The sequence below is a fragment of the Gelidibacter sp. genome (assembly GCF_039916245.1).
In the GTDB taxonomy this organism is placed as follows: domain Bacteria; phylum Bacteroidota; class Bacteroidia; order Flavobacteriales; family Flavobacteriaceae; genus Gelidibacter.
Genome location: NZ_JBDSLS010000113.1, coordinates 1 through 22504 on the forward strand (window position 1 = coordinate 1; position 22504 = coordinate 22504).

Below are 22504 nucleotides of genomic sequence, written 5' to 3' on the forward strand. Positions count from 1 at the left end.
TAGAAATTCAACTACAAACATTGCCTAATCAGCCTGGAGTTTATCAGTATTTTGATGCTGATGATAAGATTTTATATGTAGGTAAAGCAAAAGATCTAAAAAAACGCGTCAGCTCTTATTTTACTAAAAAACATGAGCATGGCAAAACCCGAGTTTTGGTCAGAAAGATCGTCACTATAAAGCATATTGTGGTTGAAACTGAAACCGATGCCTTGCTTTTGGAAAACAATCTGATAAAAACCTATCAACCACGTTACAATATCTTATTAAAGGATGACAAATCTTATCCATGGATTTGTATCAAGAACGAAAGATTCCCAAAAGTGTTTTCTACACGTCGTGTCATTAAAGACGGATCTGAATATTTTGGACCTTATACGAGTATGAAAACGGTACACACGCTTTTAGATTTGATTCGTGGGTTGTATCCCATGCGTACCTGTTCATTGGATTTGTCGCCAGAGAAAATTAATGCGGGAAAATACAGAGTATGTTTGGAATACCATTTGGGAAATTGCAAAGGTCCATGCGAAGGCTTGCAAAGTGAGGACTCCTATGATTTGCAAGTGGAAGCCATTCGGGCGATTTTAAAAGGAAATTTTAAAGCTTCCTTGCAACAATTTAGGGAGCAAATGAAAGTTCATGCGCAGGTTATGGAGTTTGAAGATGCACAACGCATCAAGGAGAAAATTGATATTCTTGAGAATTATCAGGCAAAATCTACTGTAGTCAATCCGAAAATCAGCAATGTCGATGTGTTTTCAATCATTTCTGATGAAGGTTATGGTTATGTCAATTTTTTGCAATTGTCTTACGGATCCATCATCCGCAGTCATACTTTGGAGATTAAAAAGAAATTGGATGAAACGGATGAAGAGCTGTTGTCTTTAGCGATTACGGAAATTCGACAGCGCTTTCATTCTCTGTCCAAAGAGATTTATGTCCCTTTCCATTTAGAGATGGGCGAAAACATTAAAGTTACGGTGCCTAAGCTTGGCGATAAAAAAAGCATTCTCGATCTGTCAGAACGCAATGCCAAATACTATCGTATGGAACGTTTCAAACAAGCAAAAATAGTGGATCCTGACCGGCATGCGAATAGGATCATGGCACAAATGAAGGTCGATTTGCGACTCAGTGAAGAACCGCGCCATATTGAATGTTTTGATAACTCGAACATTCAAGGTACGAATCCTGTTGCTGCTTGTGTGGTATTTAAAAACGGAAAACCGAGTAAAAAGGATTACCGTCATTTTAATATCAAAACCGTTGAAGGGCCAGATGATTTCGCTTCCATGGAAGAAGTCGTCTACAGGCGCTATAAGCGGTTGTTGCAAGAAGAACAGCACTTGCCACAGCTCATTATTATTGATGGAGGCAAAGGTCAATTGTCTTCCGCTTTAAAAAGTTTGGAAGCTTTGAATTTAAGAGGGAAAATTGCCATTATCAGTATTGCTGAACGTTTGGAAGAATTATTTTATCCAGATGATCCAATTCCTTTATATTTAGATAAAAAAAGCGAAACTCTAAAAGTCATTCAGCAACTGCGTAACGAAGCGCACCGTTTTGGACTTGAGCACCACCGCAACCGACGCAGCAAGAGTGCCTTGACCACTGAGCTGGATTTAATACGGGGCATTGGCGAGCAATCCATTGTCGAGTTGATGACCAAATTTAAAACGGTCAAACGGATCAGTAAAGCAAGTTTTGAAGAGTTGGAACCGGTTATTGGCGCATCGCGGGCCAATAAGATTCTCGATTTTTATAAAAAATAAAATAGCACGAACATTAAATAGTTGATCTAAGTCATCAAGGCTTGGAAGTTGAAAACACCACGATTTGAAGAATAAAATCTACATCACGCTTCTTTTTTTATGCGCTTTCTCTATGATGAAAGGCCAGGATAGTATGTCCCAAAAACAGCCTAAAAATCCTAAAGTAGGTTTGGTGTTAAGCGGTGGTGGCGCGAAGGGTTTTGCGCATATTGGTGTTTTAAAAGTAATCGATAGCTTGGACATTAAGATCGACTATATTGCAGGCACCAGCATGGGCGCCATTATTGGATCGCTGTATGCTTCGGGATATTCTGGAAAGCAATTGGATTCTATTTTTAGGGCAGTTAATTTTGAGGATGTCATTAATGACAACTTGCCAAGATCGGCTAAAACCTTCTACGAACGTGACAATTCAGAAAAGTATGCAGTAACATTGCCCTTTAATAAGTTTAAGATTAATCTGCCTTCAGCATTGTCTCGAGGACAGAACGTGTTTAATTTACTATCCATATTAACGTTGCACGTTGCTGATATCACTGATTTTGATAAGTTGCCCATTCCTTTTTTTTGTGTGGCCACTGATGTGGAAACCGGTAAGGCTGTCATTCTGGATCATGGTGATTTGGCCCAAGCTGTGACTGCAAGTGGTGCTTTTCCATCTCTGTTTCAACCTGTGATTATTGATGATCGGGTCCTTATTGATGGTGGTGTTATCAACAATTATCCCATTGATGAACTCAAGGCAAAAGGTATGGATGTGATTATTGGGGTAGATGTCCAACATGGGCTAGCAAAACGAGAAGATTTAAATTCAGCTCCCTCTATTTTACTTCAAATCAATAACTATCGGACCATTAGTGATATGGTCAAAAAAGTTGAAGAAACGGATATTTATATAAAGCCGGATATTAAGGATTATACGGTAGTATCGTTTAGTGAAGGCAAAAAAATAATTGAAAGTGGTGTTGTCGCAGCTCAAGAAAAGTTGGACGCTTTAAATCATCTTCCTAAATACAAAACAGCACGATCGTCCAACTTAAATCCTCAGTCTAAGGATAGTATCTCTATAAATGAGATTGTAGTTCATGGCAATAAAAGGTATTCGCGTGCCTATATTCTAGGGAAGCTTAAACTGATTGAAAACGAAACCGTAAGCTATCATGATTTTAATAGAGGTGCTAATAATTTGATCGCCACCAATAATTTTACCACATTTTATTATGAGTTTCGAAAGACCAATACCCCGCATGTTTTTGATTTAGTGGCTACGGTGAGTGAAAGTGAAATCACGAGCTTTTTAAAACTTGGTTTGCATTATGATGATCTTTATAAAAGTGCAGCTTTGATAAACTTTACCAAAAAACGAGCACTTTTGGATGATGATGTTGCTTCTCTGGATTTGATTTTGGGCGACCAAGTGCGTTATAACTTTGAGTATTATATAGACAAAGGGTTTTATTGGAGTATTGGTTTAAGGTCACGCTTTAACCAATTCAATAGAAATATTAATGCGCGCTTGTTTTTGGATGATTTTGAGCAATCTATAGAAGGTTTAAATAAAATTGACATCGAGCTTCAAGATCAGACCAACCAGTTTTATTTTCAAACCTTATTTAGAAAGGATTTTTCATTGAGTTTGGGTACCGAACATAAACGCTTGAATATTAAATCAGAAACAGTGCTTGCCAATGTACCCGATGAGAAACGTATTTTTGAGAATACCGATTATTTAAGTGTTTTCGGTACCTTACGTTTGGACACCTATGATAGTAAATACTATCCGAAAAAAGGTGTTTATTTTAGTGGGGATTTTCATTTGTACTTGCATGCTTCTCGTTTTAATAAAGATTTCAAGGAGTTTTCCATAGCTAAAGCAGATATTGGCTATGCATTTGGAATAACTGATAAGTTATCAGTAGATATTTTTGCCCAAGGCGGATTTAAAATAGGCGATAACAGCACCCAAACGCTTGACTTTGCGCTTGGAGGTTATGGTAACAACTTTATAAATAATTTCATTTCGTTTTATGGGTATGATTATGTGGCCCTCACGGGCGATAGTTTTGTGAAAACCACTTTGAGTTTGGATTACGAATTATTTAAAAAACACCACATTACCGCAGCTGCCAATTTTGCTAATATTGGTTATGGGATGTTTGAAACCGGAAGTTGGTTCTCTGCACCTGATTATTCCGGATACGCTTTAGGTTACGGTCTCGAAACCTTTTTAGGCCCTCTTGAAGTGAAATACACGTATTCTCCCGAACGAAAAAAAAGTATTTGGTTTTTTAATTTAGGGTTCTGGTTTTAAAGCATTCCTGCCTTTCGACTAAACTCAAGATAAAATTCGGCAGGAAACCTTAAGGTTCAGCGTAACTAATCTCGTGATTAAAAGAATATACTTGTAAGTTATTACACGGAGTTGCACAGAGCTTTCACTGAGTTAATCAGAAAAATAATGATCTTGATGAGTTTCAACTCAAAAGTTCTCAACATAACAACATTTGTCCGTCCGAAGCTTTGGCGTAGAGGAAACATCTTAGCGCCTTTGCGACTCTGCGAGAATAAAATATGAACTATTTTGAATTTGATTGAACGCTGATGACGCTGATTTCAACAGATTATCACTAATTTTTTTCAACACAGATTTCACAGATTATCACGGATTCTTTTAGCTTATTTCACAGAGTTGCACAGAGGAATAATGACATTGAAAAAGCCTCAACTTAGCACCTCACAACTTTACAACGAGCAACAGTTCTGTCAAAATATTTTCCCTATATTTGTTTCATGACCACACATTTCTGGATCGATTTACTTTCCCATCTTAAATTCCTTATCAAAAGGAATCCAGAATAAATATGTCTTTTTGTGTCGTTCTCAATGAAACGAGAATAGTATTTATTTCCGTACCTTTATAATGATAGTTTTTAACGCAAAATGATGATTTTTGGTCAATAATATACTCATAACTCAGCTTGGCCGTCCGCAGCATTTGCGAAGGCGGGAACTCTGAACTCATAACTTGAAATATGCCATTTTATCATAAACTCGGGAAGATCCCTCCTAAAAGACATACCCAATTCCGTAAACCGGACGGCAGCTTATATGCTGAACAATTGTTCGGGACCGTAGGTTTTGATGGGATGTACACCAATTCGTATCACGAACAGCGTCCAACGCAAGTCAAAGAAATTAGGAAGCAATATAATGTTGCGCCAAAAATTGCCAAGGCAAACCACATTCAATCCTATCGCTTCCGCGGATTTGAGGTCAAGCCAGAAAATGATTATCTCGAAAGCCGAAAAACAGTGCTTACCAATAGTGATTGCAGCATCATTTTGGCCGCTCCCAAACAGTCCACCAAAGATTATTTCTATAAAAACACCGATGCTGACGAATTGATTTTCGTCCATAAAGGCACGGGTAAATTAAGAACGCATCTCGGCAATCTCGATTTTAAATATGGCGATTATCTGTTGGTGCCAAGAGGCATCATTTATAAAATGGATTTTGATACGGAAGACAACCGATTGTTCATCGTCGAGTCCCGCCGACCAATTTACACCCCAAAACGATACCGAAACTGGTTTGGACAATTGTTGGAGCATTCGCCATTTTGCGAACGTGATATCCGTCGACCAGAAGAATTGGAGACCTATAATGAATTTGGAGATTTCCTGATTAAAGTAAAAAAACAGGACGATATTTTTGACATGGTCTATGCCTCGCATCCTTTTGATGTGGTAGGCTATGATGGGTACAATTATCCATATGCTTTTTCCATTCACGATTTTGAACCGATCACAGGACGCATTCATCAACCGCCACCGGTCCATCAAACTTTTGAAACCGATGCATTTGTGGTATGCAGTTTTGTGCCGCGTTTGTATGATTACCATCCGTTGAGCATTCCTGCACCTTACAATCACAGTAATATTGATAGTGATGAGGTGCTCTATTATGTGGATGGCGATTTTATGAGCCGAAATGATGTTGCGGTAGGTCATATTTCATTACATCCAGCCGGAATTCCACATGGACCGCACCCAGGAGCAACGGAGCGAAGCATCGGAAAAACAAAAACCGATGAATTGGCCGTAATGGTGGACACTTTTAAACCATTAAAAATTACAGAAGAGGCGTTAAAGATTGCCGATGAGGATTATTTCAGGTCATGGCTTTAAAAAAAGATTATAGAGCATAGACTATAGAAAATAGAGAAGTACGGAACATCGAAATAATAACAGGAAAATATAAATTAAAAAGATCTAATAGAATATAACATGGACCATCTTAAAAGTCTATTCTCTATATTCTATTTTCTTTCATCTAAAATTTAAAAAATGAGTAAACCTATAACCTCCGACGATTACGGACTAGAAAAAATATTTGAAGGCGCTGAAGATTTTTTGCCGCTTCTTGGAACAGATTACGTAGAGTTTTACGTCGGTAACGCCAAGCAAGCCGCTCATTTTTATAAAACCGCTTTCGGATTTCAGTCTTATGCCTATAAAGGTTTGGAGACCGGATCAAGAGATGCCGTCAGCTATGTGCTCAAGCAGGATAAAATCCGATTGGTATTAACTTCGCCTCTAAACAGTAAATCGCTCATTAATGACCATATGGTCAAACACGGCGATGGCGTTAAGGTTATTGCGCTTTGGGTGGACGATGCTCGAAAATCCTACGAAGAAACCATCAAGCGTGGTGCCAAATCCTATATGGAGCCAAAAGTGGAGACCGATGATCAGGGCGAAGTGATCCGAGCCGGAATTTATACCTATGGCGAAACCGTTCACATGTTTGTAGAACGCAAAAACTATAATGGCACATTTCTGCCAGGATTTAAAGTTTGGAAATCCGATTATAACCCGGAGCCTACAGGATTGAAATTCATTGATCATATGGTTGGCAATGTGGGATGGCATGAAATGAATATTTGGGTCAAATGGTATGAAGACGTCATGGGCTTTGTCAACTTTTTATCTTTTGATGATAAGCAAATCCATACTGAATACTCGGCGTTAATGAGTAAGGTGATGTGCAATGGCAACGGTCGCATCAAATTCCCGATCAATGAACCTGCCGAAGGGAAAAAGCGTTCGCAAATTGAAGAGTATCTTGATTTTTATGAGGGGCCTGGCGTGCAGCATATTGCCGTCGCAACTGACGATATCATCACGACGGTTACACAATTAAAATCGAGAGGTGTAGAATTCTTATCGACACCTCCGGAAGAATATTATAAGGCCGTTCCTGGACGTTTGGAAACTTATAGTCATAAATTACGAGAAGATATCGAAAAACTAAGAAGTCTCGGTATTATGATTGATGCCGATGAGGAAGGTTACCTATTGCAAATCTTTACAAAACCTGTAGAGGATCGACCGACTTTGTTCTTCGAAATCATCCAACGTATGGGTGCCAAAGGTTTCGGGGCAGGAAACTTTAAAGCGCTATTCGAATCTATTGAAAGAGAACAGGAGCTGAGAGGTACTTTATAACCTGAACCCTAACAAATATTTAACTTTTAAAACTCCGCATTAATTTGATGGAGTTTTTTTGTTTTAATACTTTTGGAACACTAATTGCAAATCTTGGGGATATATACGAAAACTGAGTATAAGTAGTTATACTTGCAATTATTTAACTTTATGAAAAAAATAAAATTAATCATAGCGCTATTCTTCGTTGTCCTCAGCGTTTCTGCCCAAAATAAGCACGCTTTTCAAGAAGGCGAGTGGTTTAAGTTTAAAATGAGTTACAGCGGGTTTCTGAAAGCCGGAAATGCGACCTTAGAAGTGAAAAGCCATAAATTAAACGGAAAGGAGGTCTTTCATGTGGTCGGAAAGGGTTGGACCACAGGTGCTATCAAGTGGTTTTTTAAGGTCAAGGACCGTTATGAAAGTTATTTTGATAAATCCACAGGGATGCCATACAAATTTATCAGACAGATTGATGAGGGCGGCCATACCAAGGATATTGAAATAGAATTTGATCACGCTAACTCAAAAGCGCTGGTCAATAACAAGAAATTGAAAACAAAGGAGACCTATACTATTGCAGAGAATGTACAGGATATGGTTTCGGCGTTTTATTATTTGAGAAACAATTATAAAACTGAAACCATAAAGGAAGGGGATGAAGTAAGTCTGAATATGTTTTTTGATGAGGAGAATTTTAATTTTAAACTCAAATTCTTAGGAAGAGAAGATCTAAAAACCGAATTTGGCGTCATAAAAACCCTTAAGTTTAGACCGTATGTCATGGCTGGCCGTGTGTTTAAGGAGCAAGAAAGTTTGACCTTGTGGGTCAGCGCTGACGACAATAAAATTCCGTTGCGTATTCAGGCCGATTTAAGGGTGGGTTCATTAAGGGCAGATTTAGAGGCCTTTAAAGGTTTGAGGCATTCATTTCAGTTACAATTTTAGAACTTATGTCCAATAAAGAAGATTTCGATCCTGTATTAAAGGAACTTCAGCAAAAATATGCTGCAATACATCAGGATACCCAAACGCATTTAAAAGGCTTGCTCTACAGTAAACCTTTGACCTATTGGGACTATATACAGACGGATGTCTTATTGAGTTTACAGGTGCAACGCACGACACTGCCTGACGAAATGGTATTTATTGGATATCATCAAATCAATGAATTGTTGTTTAAGATGATTCTTTGGGAGATAGAGCAAGTTTCAAAAAGTAAGGCGTTGACTACCGAATTTTTTGCATCTAAATTGATGCGGGTCAGCAGGTATTTTGATATGCTAACCACCTCATTCAATATCATGAGAGAAGGTATGGACGTGGAGCAATATATGAAGTTCAGAAACTCCTTAACACCTGCAAGTGGCTTCCAAAGTGCGCAATACCGATTGATTGAATTTGCGTCAACTGAATTAATTAATTTAATTGATTACCGTTTTCGTAAGGATATCGATCGCAATACGCCTTATACACATGCGTTCGAACATTTGTATTGGCAAGCGGCTGGGAAAGATTACCAGACTGGTAATAAATCGACAACCTTGATTAATTTTGAAAATCGCTATAAAGATGAGTTTTTAAGATTCATGGAGTCTCATAATACCAAAAATTTATGGACGCGATTCAAAGAGTTGCCAAAAGCGGATCAGGAGAATGAAGAATTAGTAAAAGCCATGAGGCACTATGATTATACCGTAAATATTACTTGGGTGTTTGCGCACTATAATGCTGCAAAACACTATATAGAAGGTGGTTCGGGAGGTGGAGAAGGTACTGGAGGCAGCGATTGGAAAAAATACATGCATCCAAAATACCAAAGACGTATATTTTTTCCTCAACTTTGGACGGAAAGTGAATTGGAGAATTGGGGAATGGAATTATAAAATTTGAAGTAGTTAAATGTATCAAAAAAGTATAGTAGTAGCAATTTTATTAGGATTGGCAATGTGGTCGTGTAAAGATGACCAAAACGATAACTTAGATCCTTTCGAAGCTTATATAGAACCTGTTGAACTTAGAGAATTTGGATTTAACCTTAATGATTACATCGTAAAACGCGACACCATAAGATCTGGCGACAGTTTTGGTTCCATATTGCAACGTAATAACGTGGGGTATTCTAAAATCTATCAAATTGCTGAGCGCGCCAAGGATTCTTATGATATCCGAAAACTTCAAGCAGGAAAGCCATATACCTTGCTTTTTGCAAAGGACAGTGTACAAACGCCACAGTGCTTTATATATCAAGAGAATAATATCGACTATGTCGTCATTCATTTTGCGGACTCAATAGTTGCTTACAAAGAGAAAAAACCAGTCAAGATTGTCACTAAAGAAGCTTCGGGCGAAATCTACAATAGTTTGTCCGTAACCATGGCTGAACAGGGATTGCCTCAACAATTGATCGCGGATATGTCGGATATTTATGCCTGGACGATTAACTTTTGGAAGCTTCAAAAAGGCGATAAATTCAAAATCATTTACAAACAACGTTTTATTGAAGACTCTATCTATGCTGGTTTGGATGGTATTGATGCCGCCTACTTTCAACATAAAGGCGAAGATTTTTATGCGTTTAAATTTGCCACAGACACCCTAAGTAATAAAGCCGATTTTTTTGATGAAAAGGCCAAAAGCTTAAAGCGTGCGTTTTTAAAAGCCCCGGTTAACTTCGGTCGCGTGTCTTCACGTTACAACTTAAACCGCAGAATCGCTTATTATGGCTATGCGTTAAGGCCTCATAAAGGCACTGATTTTGCCGCGCCAATTGGTACAGAAATTTTAGCAACCTCTAATGGAACGGTTGTCGAATCGACTCAAAGTGGTGGCAACGGAAAATATGTCAAGATCAAGCACAATGACACCTATAGTACACAGTATTTGCACATGAGTAGGCAGGCGGTTAAAAAAGGACAGTATGTCAAGCAGGGCGATGTTATTGGCTATGTGGGAATGACTGGGAATACGAGTGGACCACACGTGTGTTATCGCTTTTGGAAAAATGGTCAACAAGTCGATCCTTTCAAGGAGAAAATGCCAACATCAGAGTCTATACCAAAGCATCTTAACAATCAATATCTTCAGTTTATTAAACCGTTAAGAGCGCAATTGGATAAGATTCCAATCCAATATCACAACGAAACGACCATAGAACAAGGGTATTCAATCACACAAAACTAACACATGGCATTACCAAAAATCAACCCAACCCACACTAAGGCGTGGGTAAAGCTGCATGAGCATTTTACAAAAATCAAGGATGTACCTATGGCGCAGTGGTTTTCCGAAAACAAAAACCGTGCTGATGAAATGACCATCGAGTGGCGTGATTTTTATGTGGATTATTCTAAGAATAGAATGGATGCCGAAACGCTAGATTTGTTATTGGAGCTCGCTGAGGAAACACAATTGAAATCGGCGATAAACAAACAATTTCAAGGTCATATCATCAATGAAACTGAGGGTAGGGAAGTACTGCACACCGCATTGAGAAGTCCGAAATTGTCAGGAGTGCTCGTGGAAGGTGAAGATGTCATGCCTGAAATCCATGAAGTGAAATTAAAAATCAAGGATTTTACGAACGCTATTGTTGATGGAAAAAGAACTGGATTTACCAATAAGGCATTTACAGATGTCGTAAACATTGGTATTGGTGGTTCTGATTTGGGTCCAGCGATGGTGGTAGATGCACTTCAATTCTACAAAAACCGATTGACCACGCATTTTGTGAGCAACGTTGATGGTGATCATGTCAATGAAGTTTTAAAGAAATTAAATCCTGAAACCACACTTTTTGTGATTGTTTCGAAAACCTTTACCACTCAAGAAACCTTATCCAATGCCAATACCATAAAAGATTGGTTTTTGAAATCAGCTGCTGAAACTGATATTGCCAAACATTTTGTAGCGGTTTCTACCAATATTGAAAACGTAAAAAGTTTTGGTATTGATGAAGACAATATTTTCCCGATGTGGAATTGGGTTGGTGGACGTTTTTCCTTATGGAGTGCGGTCGGCATCTCCATCAGTTTGGCTGTTGGTTACGATAATTTTGATAAGTTATTGTCTGGAGCCCATGACATGGACGAGCATTTTAAATCGGAAGATTTTAAAACCAATATCCCTGTAGTTTTAGCCTTAATAGGTATTTGGTACACTAACTTTTTTGAATCGGAAAGTGAAGCGGTTATTGGTTATTCACAATATTTGAATCAGTTTGCGACTTATTTGCAACAAGCCAATATGGAAAGTAATGGCAAAAGTGTGGATAGAAATGGCGATAAAGTGACTTACCAAACGGGGAATATTGTTTGGGGAGAACCGGGCACCAATTCGCAACATGCCTTTTTTCAATTGATCCATCAAGGTACAAAACTTATTCCTGCTGATTTTATCGGCTTTGCAAGATCACTTCATGGCAATAAGGATCATCAAGATAAATTGATGTCCAATTTTATCGCGCAAACCGAGGCACTTTTAAACGGAAAATCAAAAGATGAGGTCGTCAGCGAATTCAAAAGCCAAGGCACTTCCGAAGAAATAATTAAGCAACTCACTACATTTAAAGTGTTTGATGGCAACAAACCGACCAATACACTCTTAATTGATCAATTGACGCCAGAGAGTTTGGGTAAATTGATTGCGCTTTATGAACATAAGATCTTCGTTCAAGGGGTGATTTGGAATGTTTATAGTTACGATCAGTTTGGAGTTGAGCTCGGCAAACAGCTTGCTTCTAAGATTCTGAAGGAGTTTTCAACACCTGGGAATAATGCGAATCATGACAGTTCTACGCTCAACTTATTGGAATACTACAAATCTTTAAGTTAAATATTGTTAAAAACTTATAGACAACTTATTTCCTTAGAGAGTCTTTTAATGTTAAAATCTCTTAAATTCGTACTGTTAAATTTTCTTAACGTTTAGTTAATATTAAGTCATAATAATGGTTTAATTTTGCACCGAATTTAAAATCTAAATTTTAAACATTAAAGATGAAAAAAATTACTCAATTCTTAATGATGTCTGTAGTATTGCTTTGTACTACAGTCATGACGGCTCAGGTAACTTCTTCCAGCATGAGTGGGCGAGTTACGGATGCTGAAGGTCCGGTTATGGGCGCAACAGTTGTTGCCACACACGTTCCTTCAGGTACTACTTACGGCACGATCACTAATGACGAAGGCCGGTACAACTTGCCAGGCATGCGTGTTGGTGGACCTTACAGTGTATCAATTTCCTATGTGGGATATGGTACCAATACAACGAGTGACATTACGCTTAAGTTAGGTGCTGGTTATCTTCATGATGTGGTTTTAAGTGAAGAAAGCGTTTCTTTAAGTCAGGTGGTTATTTCTGCTAAAAGAACCAAGTTTTCAACTGAGAAAACAGGTGCTGTAACCAATATTTCTAATGAACAGTTAACAGCTCTGCCAAGTATTAACAGAAGTATTGCTGACATTGCAAAACTTTCGCCTTACTCAAACGGAATGAGTATTGCAGGTGGCGACGGTCGTTCTACTAACTTTACAGTAGATGGTGCCAATTTCAACAATAACTTTGGATTGAGCTCTAGCTTACCAGCAGGCGGAAGTCCAATATCATTGGATGCCATTGAAGAGGTTCAAGTAGTGATCGCTCCTTTTGATGTACGTCAATCAAACTTTATTGGTGGTGGTATCAATGCCATTACTAAATCAGGCACTAATAAATTCAAAGGTTCTGCTTACACCTATTTCAACAACCAAGATATGCGTGGTAACCGCATTGGTGATGTTCAATTTGGCGATAGAGACGATCAGTCAAAAACAATCTATGGTTTGACATTAGGAGGACCAATTTTAAAAAATAAATTATTCTTTTTTGTTAACGCAGAAATGGAAAAACGTCCAGGTCAGGTTGTGAATTGGAGACCTTCAGAAGATGGTGTTGCAAATCTTGATCAGTCGCTTTCACGTACCAGTATTGCTGATATGGAAAGAGTAAGACAGCATTTACTTACTAACTATGGTTATGATCCAGGATCTTACAGTAATTATCCTGCTGATGAAACCAACAAGAAATTGCTTGTTCGTTTGGATTGGAATATCAATGAAACCAACAAATTAAGCGTACGTTATAACTATGCTAAAAACCAGGGATGGAATGCAACAAATGGAAATTCAGCTGATGCTGGCTACCGTTTTAATGGCTTCAATCGTATTTCACAAGATGCTATGGCATTCTCAAATTCCACTTATTCTCAAGACAATATTGTAAATTCATTATCATTGGATTTGAACAGTAGAATTTCTGATAAGCTTTCTAATCAATTGCTTGTGACTTCTTCAAAAATACAGGATGCACGAGGAACGAATTCTTCTCCATTCCCTTTTATTGATATTATGAATGGGCGTACGCCAGAAGGGAATCAAATTCTTGAACCTTATATGTCTGCGGGTACTGAGCTTTTTACTCATAATAACGCTGTAAACAACAACACATTTACTATTACTGATAACCTAACCTACTACTTAGATAGTCATAAGGTTACTGGAGGCTTAAGTTTTGAACACCAGTTGGCCAACAACTCTTATATGAGAAATGGTACTGGATATTATCGTTATGCGAGCTTAGAGGATTTTCTTAATCAAGCCGCTCCAACAGATTTTGCCTTAACTTATGGTTATGATGGCGAAAGAAATCCAACTGCTGAAGTTGCTTTTAATCAAGTAGGAGTTTATCTTCAAGACGATTGGGACGTTAATCCTAATTTCAAATTATCTTATGGAATTCGCGCAGACTATTTGAAGTATGAAAACAACTTATTAAGAAACAACGCTATCTATGATTTAGATTTTGGCGGTAGAAAAATTGATACAGGTAAATGGCCAGATGCCAATGTGCAAGTATCTCCAAGAGTAGGATTCACCTGGGACATTAAAGGTGATCAATCGATGAAGCTACGTGGAGGAACTGGTGTTTTCTCAGGAAGATTACCATTGGTGTTCTTCACAAATATGCCAACCAACTCAGGAATGGTACAAGGAAGTTATGCAGCGACAACTACTTATAACTCTAATGGTTCAATTAAGAGCGTAAATGGTGCTTTGGCAGGTTTAGCCGGTCCAATGATTACTGATGTGGATGAAATGATCAGAAGATTGAATCTTCCTAATACAATTACTCCTGCGGACGGTGTTTTACCTCGTGATATCAACGGTGTAGATCCTAACTTCAAAATGCCACAAGTATGGAAATCATCAATTGCTTTTGATTATGATGTTCCTGTGTCTTTCCCAATGTCAGTTACGGTTGAAGGAATTTACACAAAAAACATCAATGGTGTCATGCTAAAAAATTACAACTTGAAAGATCCAGATGCTTCATGGCAACGTTTTTCAGGTCCTGATGATAGATATATTTACCCGGCGAGTGCTGATCTTACTTATACCTCTAGAAACGCGTATATGTTATCAAATACAAGCAAAGGATGGGGTGCAATCGGTAATATTACAGTTAATGCCGAGCCAGTTGACGATTTAAGATTAATGCTTGCTTATACCTATACGGAATCAAAAGAAATTACGGGGATGCCAGGCAGTAATGCTAGTTCAGCCTATGGTGGGCTTGTTGGAGTTAACGGACCTCATTTGCCAGAACTTCAACGCTCACAATATGTTGTACCAAGTAAAGTGATTGGATCTGCAGGATATAAATTGCCTTGGTCAAATGACTTCGCAAAATCTGCTACTTTAATCAATGTATTCTATTCAGGATTTTCTCCTAGCGGATATAGCTATACTTACGCGAATGATATGAACGGCGATGGAATTTCAACAGATTTGATCTACATCCCAAGTCAAAGAGGCGATATCAAATTTAAAACACAAGCTGATGAAGATGCTTTTTTCAACTTCATGGAGCAAGATAAATATCTAAAAAATAATAAAGGGAAATATGCTGAAGCCAATGCGGTTCGTAGCCCATGGGTTCATACGTTTGACTTGAGATTAACCCGTGAGTATTATATCAATGTTGGAGAAACTCGCAATACGTTACAGTTTAGCTTAGATTTCTTAAATGTTGGAAACCTTATAAATTCTGAATGGGGAGTTGCTAAAAACAACGCGATCTCAAACAATGGTAAGATTTTAAGATATGAAGGCAAAGATGCAAACAATGTCCCTTCTTACTCTTTTGCTAAAGTTAAAAATGAATACCCTGTAAGTACATTTGACTATAACTATTTCTATGGTCTAACTTGGAAACTTCAAGTAGGTGCTAGATATTCATTCTAACCAAATTATATTACTTTCCATTCATTAATAGAATGAGTAAAACATAAAACGTCCATCAAATTGATGGACGTTTTTTTTGGTTTAGATTTTAAGATGTTGTCAGGTTCTTAAGGGTTCAAGGGCTCTTATTGCGGAGTAGGTTATTAAGTTATTTTGTAGAGGAAGGATTTAGGCTCTCTAAACCCTTCATGTTCCTTAACTTCCTAAGGATTTGATCTTTGGTGATGATTTTATTTTGAACCATTAAGGAATGAAGATAATTAAGTTGCTTTTGTACTGAGATTAGTTTGTAATCAAGGAAGATTATTAAGTGCATTTTGTTCTCGTTCATGCTGTTTTGAAGGAAGAGTTTATTGGGTGTTAAGCGCTTTATAAACGCCGAATATCAGATGTAGGTTACATTGACTTTCAATCATAGTGAAAAGCGCTTAGAAACGACTAATTTCTCTTTTAAGAAGGTGCGTCTATTCAGTGCACTAAGGACGTTTAGTATGGTTTATGTTTTTTCAATTGAATGTTAGGTCTTACATGGAGTTTGATTTCGGCTTAAAACATTTTGTTAACTCACCATTTGCGTTAGGGATTGCAGAGGAAATCCTTTTTGTGAGGCACGAACAAAAAGATTGTAAAGGAAAGCCCGACCCGTAGGGAAACGCCCAAAAGACTTGTATATATTTGCAGTTAGAGTCATTTCGGGTGTTTTCAGTCTGCATGTTGATAACCGGAATAAATATGTGATTGTTGGTGTTTCTGCAGCAATCTTTACTAGTTATACAACGCCACTTTTAGAGTAATAGTCTGATATCGTGACTTCTATATGGCGCATAAACTATTCAGCCCCATCGGGGCGAAATCTTAATAGCACCAAATCTAACCGATTGCCAAAGTCCCAGCGGGACGGCATATTAATATTTAGTTTATTTCTTATACATCCACTTCAATCTCAACTTCAACTTCGACTTCAACTTCGATTTCAATGTATCAAATGCAATTACTAAAACAAAAAAAACCACTACGTCTTTTAGTAAGAAGTAGTGGTTTTTAACTTTATTGGAGGTTCCTGCCTGTATTTCGACAAGTTCAATAAAGCACGCAGGAATTAATGATTATCCTAAAGACACACGTTTAAAGTCTGTTACTTTAACATCGCCATAAGAAGCAACATATTTAGCAACATTCATTTTTTCATCTTTGATAAACGTTTGGTCTAACAAACATTTTTCTTGGTCTAAGGTCGTGTTGTCAGAAATGAAACGCTCCATTTTACCTGGAAGGATTCTATCCCAAATTTGCTCTGGTTTCCCTTCAGCTTTCAATTCAGCTTTAGCATCTTCTTCAGCTTTTGCCAATACTTCTGGCGTTAACTGTGCCATAGAAATGTAGCTAGGTACGTTTTTAGGAGTTTTGTCCATACGTGCACGTTCTTCGTTGTCTTTTACAATAACAGCGATTCTGGCCTCAGTTTCTGCAGCTACAAATGCAGCATCAAAATCTTTGTAAGACAATGTTGAAGCTCCCATTGAAGCGATTTGCATCGCCACATCTTTAGCTAATTCGTCAGCTTTGTCAACTTTAGCAGAAAAACCTACAATAGCAGCAATTTTGTTAATGTGAACGTAAGAACCGATATAAGGCGCTTCCAATCTTTCAAAAGCGTTCAAATCAATTTTTTCGCCAATCACACCTGTTTGCTCAATCAATTTCTCAGCAACCGTCATTCCACCAATATCAGAAGCTAATAATTCTTCTTTAGTAGTACAGTTGATAGCGATGTCAGCAATTTGGTTAGCCAATGCTACAAACGCTTCGTTTTTACCCACAAAGTCTGTTTCACATCCTACAACAATAGCGATAGCAACAGTATGGTCGGCATTTACTTTAGCAACAGCAGCACCTTCCGATGACTCTCTGTCTGCTCTTTGATCTGCAACTTTTTGGCCTTTTTTACGCAATACGTCAATAGCTTTGTCAAAATCGCCTTCAGCCTCAACTAAAGCTTTTTTACAGTCCATCATTCCTGCGCCTGTACTTTGTCTAAGTTTGTTAACTTCTGCAGCTGTTATTTTTGTCATAATTTCTAAGTGTATTTATTACAAAAAGTCGTTCAATTGATTTCTGAAAAGAAAAGAACGAAACGACTTTAAGGTATTATATAATTGTTATTTATTCTTCTTCGTCAGCAGCTACTACTTTTTTAGCGGCTTTCTTTTCTTTTTTCTCTACGTTGTCTTCTTGGCCGTCTTTATCAGTTTTGTCTGACTTACGTTCAGATAAACCATCAGCGATTGCAGAAGTGATAAGCGTTAAAACTTTATCAATAGATTTTGAAGCGTCATCATTCGCAGGAATAACGTATTGTACTTGACGTGGATCAGAATTCGTGTCCACCATTGCAAAGATTGGAATGTTTAATTTCTGTGCTTCTCTAATAGCAATGTTTTCACGTTTAATGTCCACTACAAATAAAGCACCTGGCAAACGCGTCATGTCAGAAATAGAACCTAAGTTTTTCTCCAACTTGGCTCTCAAACGGTCAACTTGTAAACGTTCTTTTTTAGACAATGTCAAGAAGGTACCATCTTTTTTCATTCTATCAATCATTGCCATTTTCTTAACAGCTTTTCTGATAGTTACAAAGTTGGTCAACATTCCGCCTGGCCATCTTTCAGTGATGTACGGCATAGTTACAGCACCTGCTTTTTCAGCAACGATGTCTTTCGCTTGTTTTTTTGTAGCTACAAATAAAATTTTCTTTCCTGAAGCTGCGATTTTGCGAAGTGCTTCTGCAGACTCCTCAATTTTGGCAGCTGTTTTGTAAAGATTGATGATATGGATACCGTTACGCTCCATATAAATGTAAGGCGCCATGTTTGGATCCCATTTTCTTGTCAAGTGACCAAAGTGTACACCTGCTTCAAGTAATTCTTTTACTTCTATTTTTTCCATTTTGTAATAGTTTACGTTCTGTTAAATTAGCAATGATAAAGTGGTTTCAGCCGTGGCCGATCGCCTTTACCATTTAGATGCTAAACTATCCTAACACAAGGGTGTTTTGGACAACATTAACTGGGTTAAATTTTGTGTTTTAAAAAAAACTTGATTGGAAATATCATTGCTCATATTTCCAATCGAGTTGGTAATAAAAAGATTAACGTTTAGAGAACTGGAATTTCTTACGTGCTTTCTTCTGACCGAATTTCTTACGTTCAACCATTCTTGGGTCTCTTGTCAACAATCCTTCTGGTTTCAAAATGCCTCTGTTTTCTGCATCCAACTCACACATAGCGCGAGATAATGCCAAACGAATTGCTTCTGCCTGACCAGTAATACCACCTCCATATACATTTACTGTAATATCAAAGTTGCCATCATTGTTAGTCATGACCAAAGGTTGATTTACTTTGTACTGCAATGCAGCAGTAGGAAAGTAGATCGCCATGTCTTTTTTATTAATTGTGATGTTCCCTGTACCTGAGGCAACATACGCACGAGCAACAGCCGTTTTTCTACGGCCAATTTTGTGAATTACTTCCATTAATTGAATTCGTTTAAGTTAATTGTTTTAGGTTTTTGAGCCGCATGTGTGTGCTCAGAACCTACAACAGCGTTTAGGTTGCGGAATAAATCTGCACCTAATTTGTTTTTAGGCAGCATTCCTTTTACTGCTTTTTCCACTACTCTAGCCGGATCTTTTCCGAATAGTTCAGTAGCGGTTAGACTTCTTTGACCACCTGGGTAACCTGTGTGACGAATGTAAGTTTTATCGTTCCACTTGTTTCCTGTTAAGTTGATTTTTTCAGAGTTGATAACAATGACGTTATCTCCGCAATCAACGTGTGGTGTGAAGTTAGGCTTATGTTTGCCTCTTAAAAGTTTTGCAACCTTAGAAGCTAAACGACCTAGTGTTTGCCCTTCAGCGTCAACCAAAACCCACTGCTTATCAACAGTAGCTTTGTTAGCTGAAATCGTTTTGTAGCTTAATGTATTCACACTAATTGATTTTTATTTGTCGCGCTGTTCACGTGACGAGTTAAACATTCCTCTCTTAAAAAGAGTTTGCAAATTTACGATAATCTATGTGATTACCAAATAGTATGATGCGAATTTTGTTCATAAAATTAGTGGCAGTTACTTTCTTTTTAATTTCCATAAAATTATAACCGTTATTTTTTAAGATATGTCGTAATTATTTGTCATAAGCCATTCGAAATGATGCGTTTGATAGGTGCGGTTCAGAATAGCGCAATGGTGGTGTTGGTGTTTGGGTTTTGGAACTCGGTTTAGGTTTTTGTTGGTGACTTATTAACATTTATAATTAGGGAAGAAGATGTTTATGGCGCTTAAACTTAGAGGGGATTAATTTTTTTAGGATTATTTGGGCTGGCAGTGTCATATTATATATTTTTTAGGATTATTTGGGCGTTCCCCTTCGGGTCGGGCTTTTCGTTGCAATCTTTTTGCTTGTGCCTCACAAAAAGGATTTTCACTGCAATCCCTAACGCGGGCGGCGGCGTTTTAATATGTTTTTTAGGATTATTTGGATGTTTCCTTCGGATCTGACTGGATTAGAATTTTTTCTATGATTATTTGGGCGTTCCCCTTCGGGTCGGGCTTTTCGTTGCAATCTTTTTGCTCGTGCCTCACAAAAAAAATTTTCACTTCAACTTAGCGAAGCGTTATCACGAATTCCAAATAATAACAATAGAATTCGGTTCGTAATCCCTAACGCGGTGTCGGCGTTTTAATATGTTTTTTAGGATTATTCGGGCGCCTGCCTGACGGACAGGCAAGTTTCCTTTCGGGTCGGGCTTTTCGATGCAATATTTTTTCTCTCAAAAGGATTCTCACTGCAACTTAGCGAAGCGGTATCACGAATTCCAAACAATTACAATAGAATAGGATTCGTAATCCTTAACGCGGATGGCGTCGTTTTAAAATGTTTTATATTATTATTATTATTATTATTTGGGCGTTCCCCTTCGGGTCGGGCTTTTCGTTGCAATCTTTTTGTTCGTGCCTCGCAAAAAGGATATACACTACAACTTAGGGAAGCAGAATCACAAAATCTAAGATACAACAGTAAAATCGAATTCGTATCCCTGCCGCGGACTGTGACGTTGTGTTAAAATGTTTCGAAAATACTTTTCCACTATAAATAGTCAAGTCGGTTTATTCCAAAAAAAAACCGTCCTGATCAGACGGTTTTCTATTACAATAATTTTTATTTATGACGCAATAAAAATGCCGCCAATGGCGAGCACTTCATCCATGGTTAAGGGTTCGTCAAACGCTTCGGTAACCGCATCGTCGCCGCCATAGCTGGCAAACATTCCTGCCAAATTAACTCCACCTTGAACGGTGTTCGATTCAGGGGTTGCGCCACCATAAATACTTGCAAACTGCGGTGGCAATGTGTTTTGGGATTTGGTGATCCATCCTTTTTCACCGCGCATACGTCGCACTTGAGAGGCGTGCCGTGCTTCCACTGAATGGATTTGTAGCGCATACTGAAGTAGGGCATTGTCATTGGCCAAAGCACCGGCTTGTCCTTTATAGGCTCTGACGCCGGTATCTTCAAAACCTTGTGCTAAGGCCATGAAAGTGGGGTAGTCATTAAATGGATCCAAATTTAGTCCTCCAGGAGCTCCTGTAAAATCGAAAGTCGGCTCCGCTATGGCATCAACTCCCAAAGCCGCTTTCAAAAAGTCTACGTGTGCATCCTCATGTTTTGATATGGTAGCAAATACCATCTGGTCAGCCGCTGGGATTAATCCTGAGGCGGCCAGACCTTGTCTATAAAAACTGCGCTCCAAATATTCCAGCGTCAAGGCAAAATTAAGAACGTCGGTATTGCTAGCGGTACTTGTTACACCAAACATTGCAGCATTGGCTGTTTTTGTTTTTGAACCGGTAGCAGCCAATCCGAAGGGAATGGACGCCAAGGCAACGCTAGACCCTAGTTTTTTAAAATGGTTAAAAGAATCTCTTCTCGTACCTGCTTTTTTTAAGAGGTCTTGGTCTGAGAGCATATCTAAAATGGTTATAAAATTCATAGTCGTATATTTTTAAGTTAAAACACGGATTAAGAGGTCGGTAAGTTATTAGCCGTAAATTTCGTTACGACAAATTTCGTTGCGCCCACTTCTGCCAAAACCTCGCCCGGCTCTGCTGCTTTGTCAAACGCTTTCGCGGTACCATTTAATCCTATAAGGATGTCATCTCCAGCGAAATCTTCTGATAAAGGGTTTAACAAGTCTCTAATAGCTGAGGCGTGACGTGCTTCCACCGAAACAATTTTTCCGGCCAAGAGTAAATAGGTCAGACCAGCAGCATCACTGACGTTTATCAATTTTCCGGCGCCATTATAGGCTTTTACTCCGGTGTCCTCCAAAACTTTCGATGTTCCCAAAACCGAAGCTCTACTGCTAAAGTCCACGCTTGCGAAATCAAATTCCAATGTTGGTAAAATATCCTTTGGTGCTACGGCAGTAATTGCGGTTTTGAAAAAATCTCTGTGGATGACCTCATGATTGTAAATATCTTCAAGAATTTTCTTTTCCGTGGCTGGTGCGCCCGCCCAATAGGAACCCGCCAATACCTTCGTGTAGAACGCTGCTTCGAGTTGCTCTAAAGCATACGCGTAATTCAAGATTCCTAAGTTTCCCGATCCAAGATCAAAAATCCCAGGTTGTGGTCCTACATTACTGTCGTCATCATTGTTACAAGCCATCATTAACCCAGAGCCCATAACAACCATACCACTCAATTTCAAAAATTGACGGCGTTTGTTAAAGCCTCCTAGCTCATCTAGCTCTTTTAAAAGTTCGTTTTTCATATGTATAGTATTTAAGTTAAATAAAGATTCTCCTTGAAATGTATTTAGAAGGACTTACAGAAGAAAAATGAAGCGGAGTTTTAAAAAATGCGGGTTTTTATTTAAAACTTAAGTTCTAAACTAAGT

At 38.2% G+C, this 22504-nt stretch carries 15 protein-coding genes; 9 read left to right on the plus strand and 6 right to left on the minus strand.

Translation table 11 applies throughout. The features are described 5' to 3' along the window. The 9 genes from uvrC to ABIQ28_RS05915 all read left to right on the plus strand — a co-directional run. Window positions 1-1775, plus strand: a 1775-nt coding sequence (gene uvrC, locus ABIQ28_RS05875; RefSeq protein WP_348035949.1) for an excinuclease ABC subunit UvrC, incomplete at its 5' end; no start/stop codon positions are given. A 64-nt stretch (window positions 1776-1839) separates the two neighbouring features. Further along, window positions 1840-4086, plus strand: coding sequence for a patatin-like phospholipase family protein (locus tag ABIQ28_RS05880; protein ID WP_348035950.1), 2247 nt, complete (start codon window positions 1840-1842; stop codon window positions 4084-4086). Window positions 4087-4807: 721 nt separating this feature from the next. Next, window positions 4808-5962 carry a homogentisate 1,2-dioxygenase gene (locus ABIQ28_RS05885; RefSeq protein ID WP_348035951.1) on the plus strand — a complete coding sequence of 385 codons (1155 nt, stop codon included), beginning with the start codon at window positions 4808-4810 and terminating at the stop codon, window positions 5960-5962. Window positions 5963-6121: 159 nt separating this feature from the next. Further along, a complete protein-coding gene (gene hppD / locus ABIQ28_RS05890) occupies window positions 6122-7282 on the plus strand; it encodes a 4-hydroxyphenylpyruvate dioxygenase (RefSeq protein ID WP_348035952.1) in 1161 nt (386 codons plus the stop codon). Window positions 7283-7432: 150 nt separating this feature from the next. After that, window positions 7433-8209: a DUF3108 domain-containing protein gene (locus ABIQ28_RS05895; protein WP_348035953.1), complete on the plus strand. Its 777-nt coding sequence runs from the start codon at window positions 7433-7435 to the stop codon at window positions 8207-8209. Window positions 8210-8214: 5 nt separating this feature from the next. Beyond that, window positions 8215-9147, plus strand: coding sequence for a tryptophan 2,3-dioxygenase family protein (locus ABIQ28_RS05900; protein WP_348035954.1), 933 nt, complete (start codon window positions 8215-8217; stop codon window positions 9145-9147). Window positions 9148-9163: 16 nt separating this feature from the next. After that, window positions 9164-10444 carry a peptidoglycan DD-metalloendopeptidase family protein gene (locus tag ABIQ28_RS05905; protein ID WP_348035955.1) on the plus strand — a complete coding sequence of 427 codons (1281 nt, stop codon included), beginning with the start codon at window positions 9164-9166 and terminating at the stop codon, window positions 10442-10444. A gap of 3 nt (window positions 10445-10447) precedes the next feature. Next, window positions 10448-12094, plus strand: coding sequence for a glucose-6-phosphate isomerase (gene pgi / locus ABIQ28_RS05910; RefSeq protein WP_348035956.1), 1647 nt, complete (start codon window positions 10448-10450; stop codon window positions 12092-12094). Between the two features lie 164 nt (window positions 12095-12258). Beyond that, complete coding sequence (locus tag ABIQ28_RS05915; protein WP_348035957.1) at window positions 12259-15543, plus strand: carboxypeptidase regulatory-like domain-containing protein; 3285 nt, start codon at window positions 12259-12261, stop codon at window positions 15541-15543. A gap of 1106 nt (window positions 15544-16649) precedes the next feature. On the opposite strand, the gene tsf is transcribed toward ABIQ28_RS05915, so the two are convergent. The 6 genes from tsf to ABIQ28_RS05945 form a co-directional block, all read right to left on the minus strand. After that, entirely contained in the window at window positions 16650-17615 is a 966-nt protein-coding gene (tsf, locus tag ABIQ28_RS05920; protein WP_348035958.1) for a translation elongation factor Ts, read from the minus strand. Window positions 17616-17706: 91 nt separating this feature from the next. Next, window positions 17707-18489 carry a 30S ribosomal protein S2 gene (gene rpsB / locus ABIQ28_RS05925; RefSeq protein WP_348035959.1) on the minus strand — a complete coding sequence of 261 codons (783 nt, stop codon included), beginning with the start codon at window positions 18487-18489 and terminating at the stop codon, window positions 17707-17709. A gap of 202 nt (window positions 18490-18691) precedes the next feature. Then, window positions 18692-19078 carry a 30S ribosomal protein S9 gene (gene rpsI, locus ABIQ28_RS05930; protein ID WP_348035960.1) on the minus strand — a complete coding sequence of 129 codons (387 nt, stop codon included), beginning with the start codon at window positions 19076-19078 and terminating at the stop codon, window positions 18692-18694. Next, window positions 19078-19533, minus strand: a complete 456-nt coding sequence (rplM, locus tag ABIQ28_RS05935) for a 50S ribosomal protein L13 (protein WP_348035961.1) — start codon at window positions 19531-19533, stop codon at window positions 19078-19080. The genes rpsI and rplM overlap by 1 nt, the downstream gene beginning before the upstream one ends. Before the next feature lie 1235 nt (window positions 19534-20768). After that, window positions 20769-21596: a ferritin-like domain-containing protein gene (locus tag ABIQ28_RS05940; RefSeq protein ID WP_348035962.1), complete on the minus strand. Its 828-nt coding sequence runs from the start codon at window positions 21594-21596 to the stop codon at window positions 20769-20771. Window positions 21597-21625: 29 nt separating this feature from the next. Then, complete coding sequence (locus tag ABIQ28_RS05945) at window positions 21626-22378, minus strand: ferritin-like domain-containing protein (protein ID WP_348035963.1); 753 nt, start codon at window positions 22376-22378, stop codon at window positions 21626-21628. Window positions 22379-22504 lie beyond the last annotated feature (126 nt).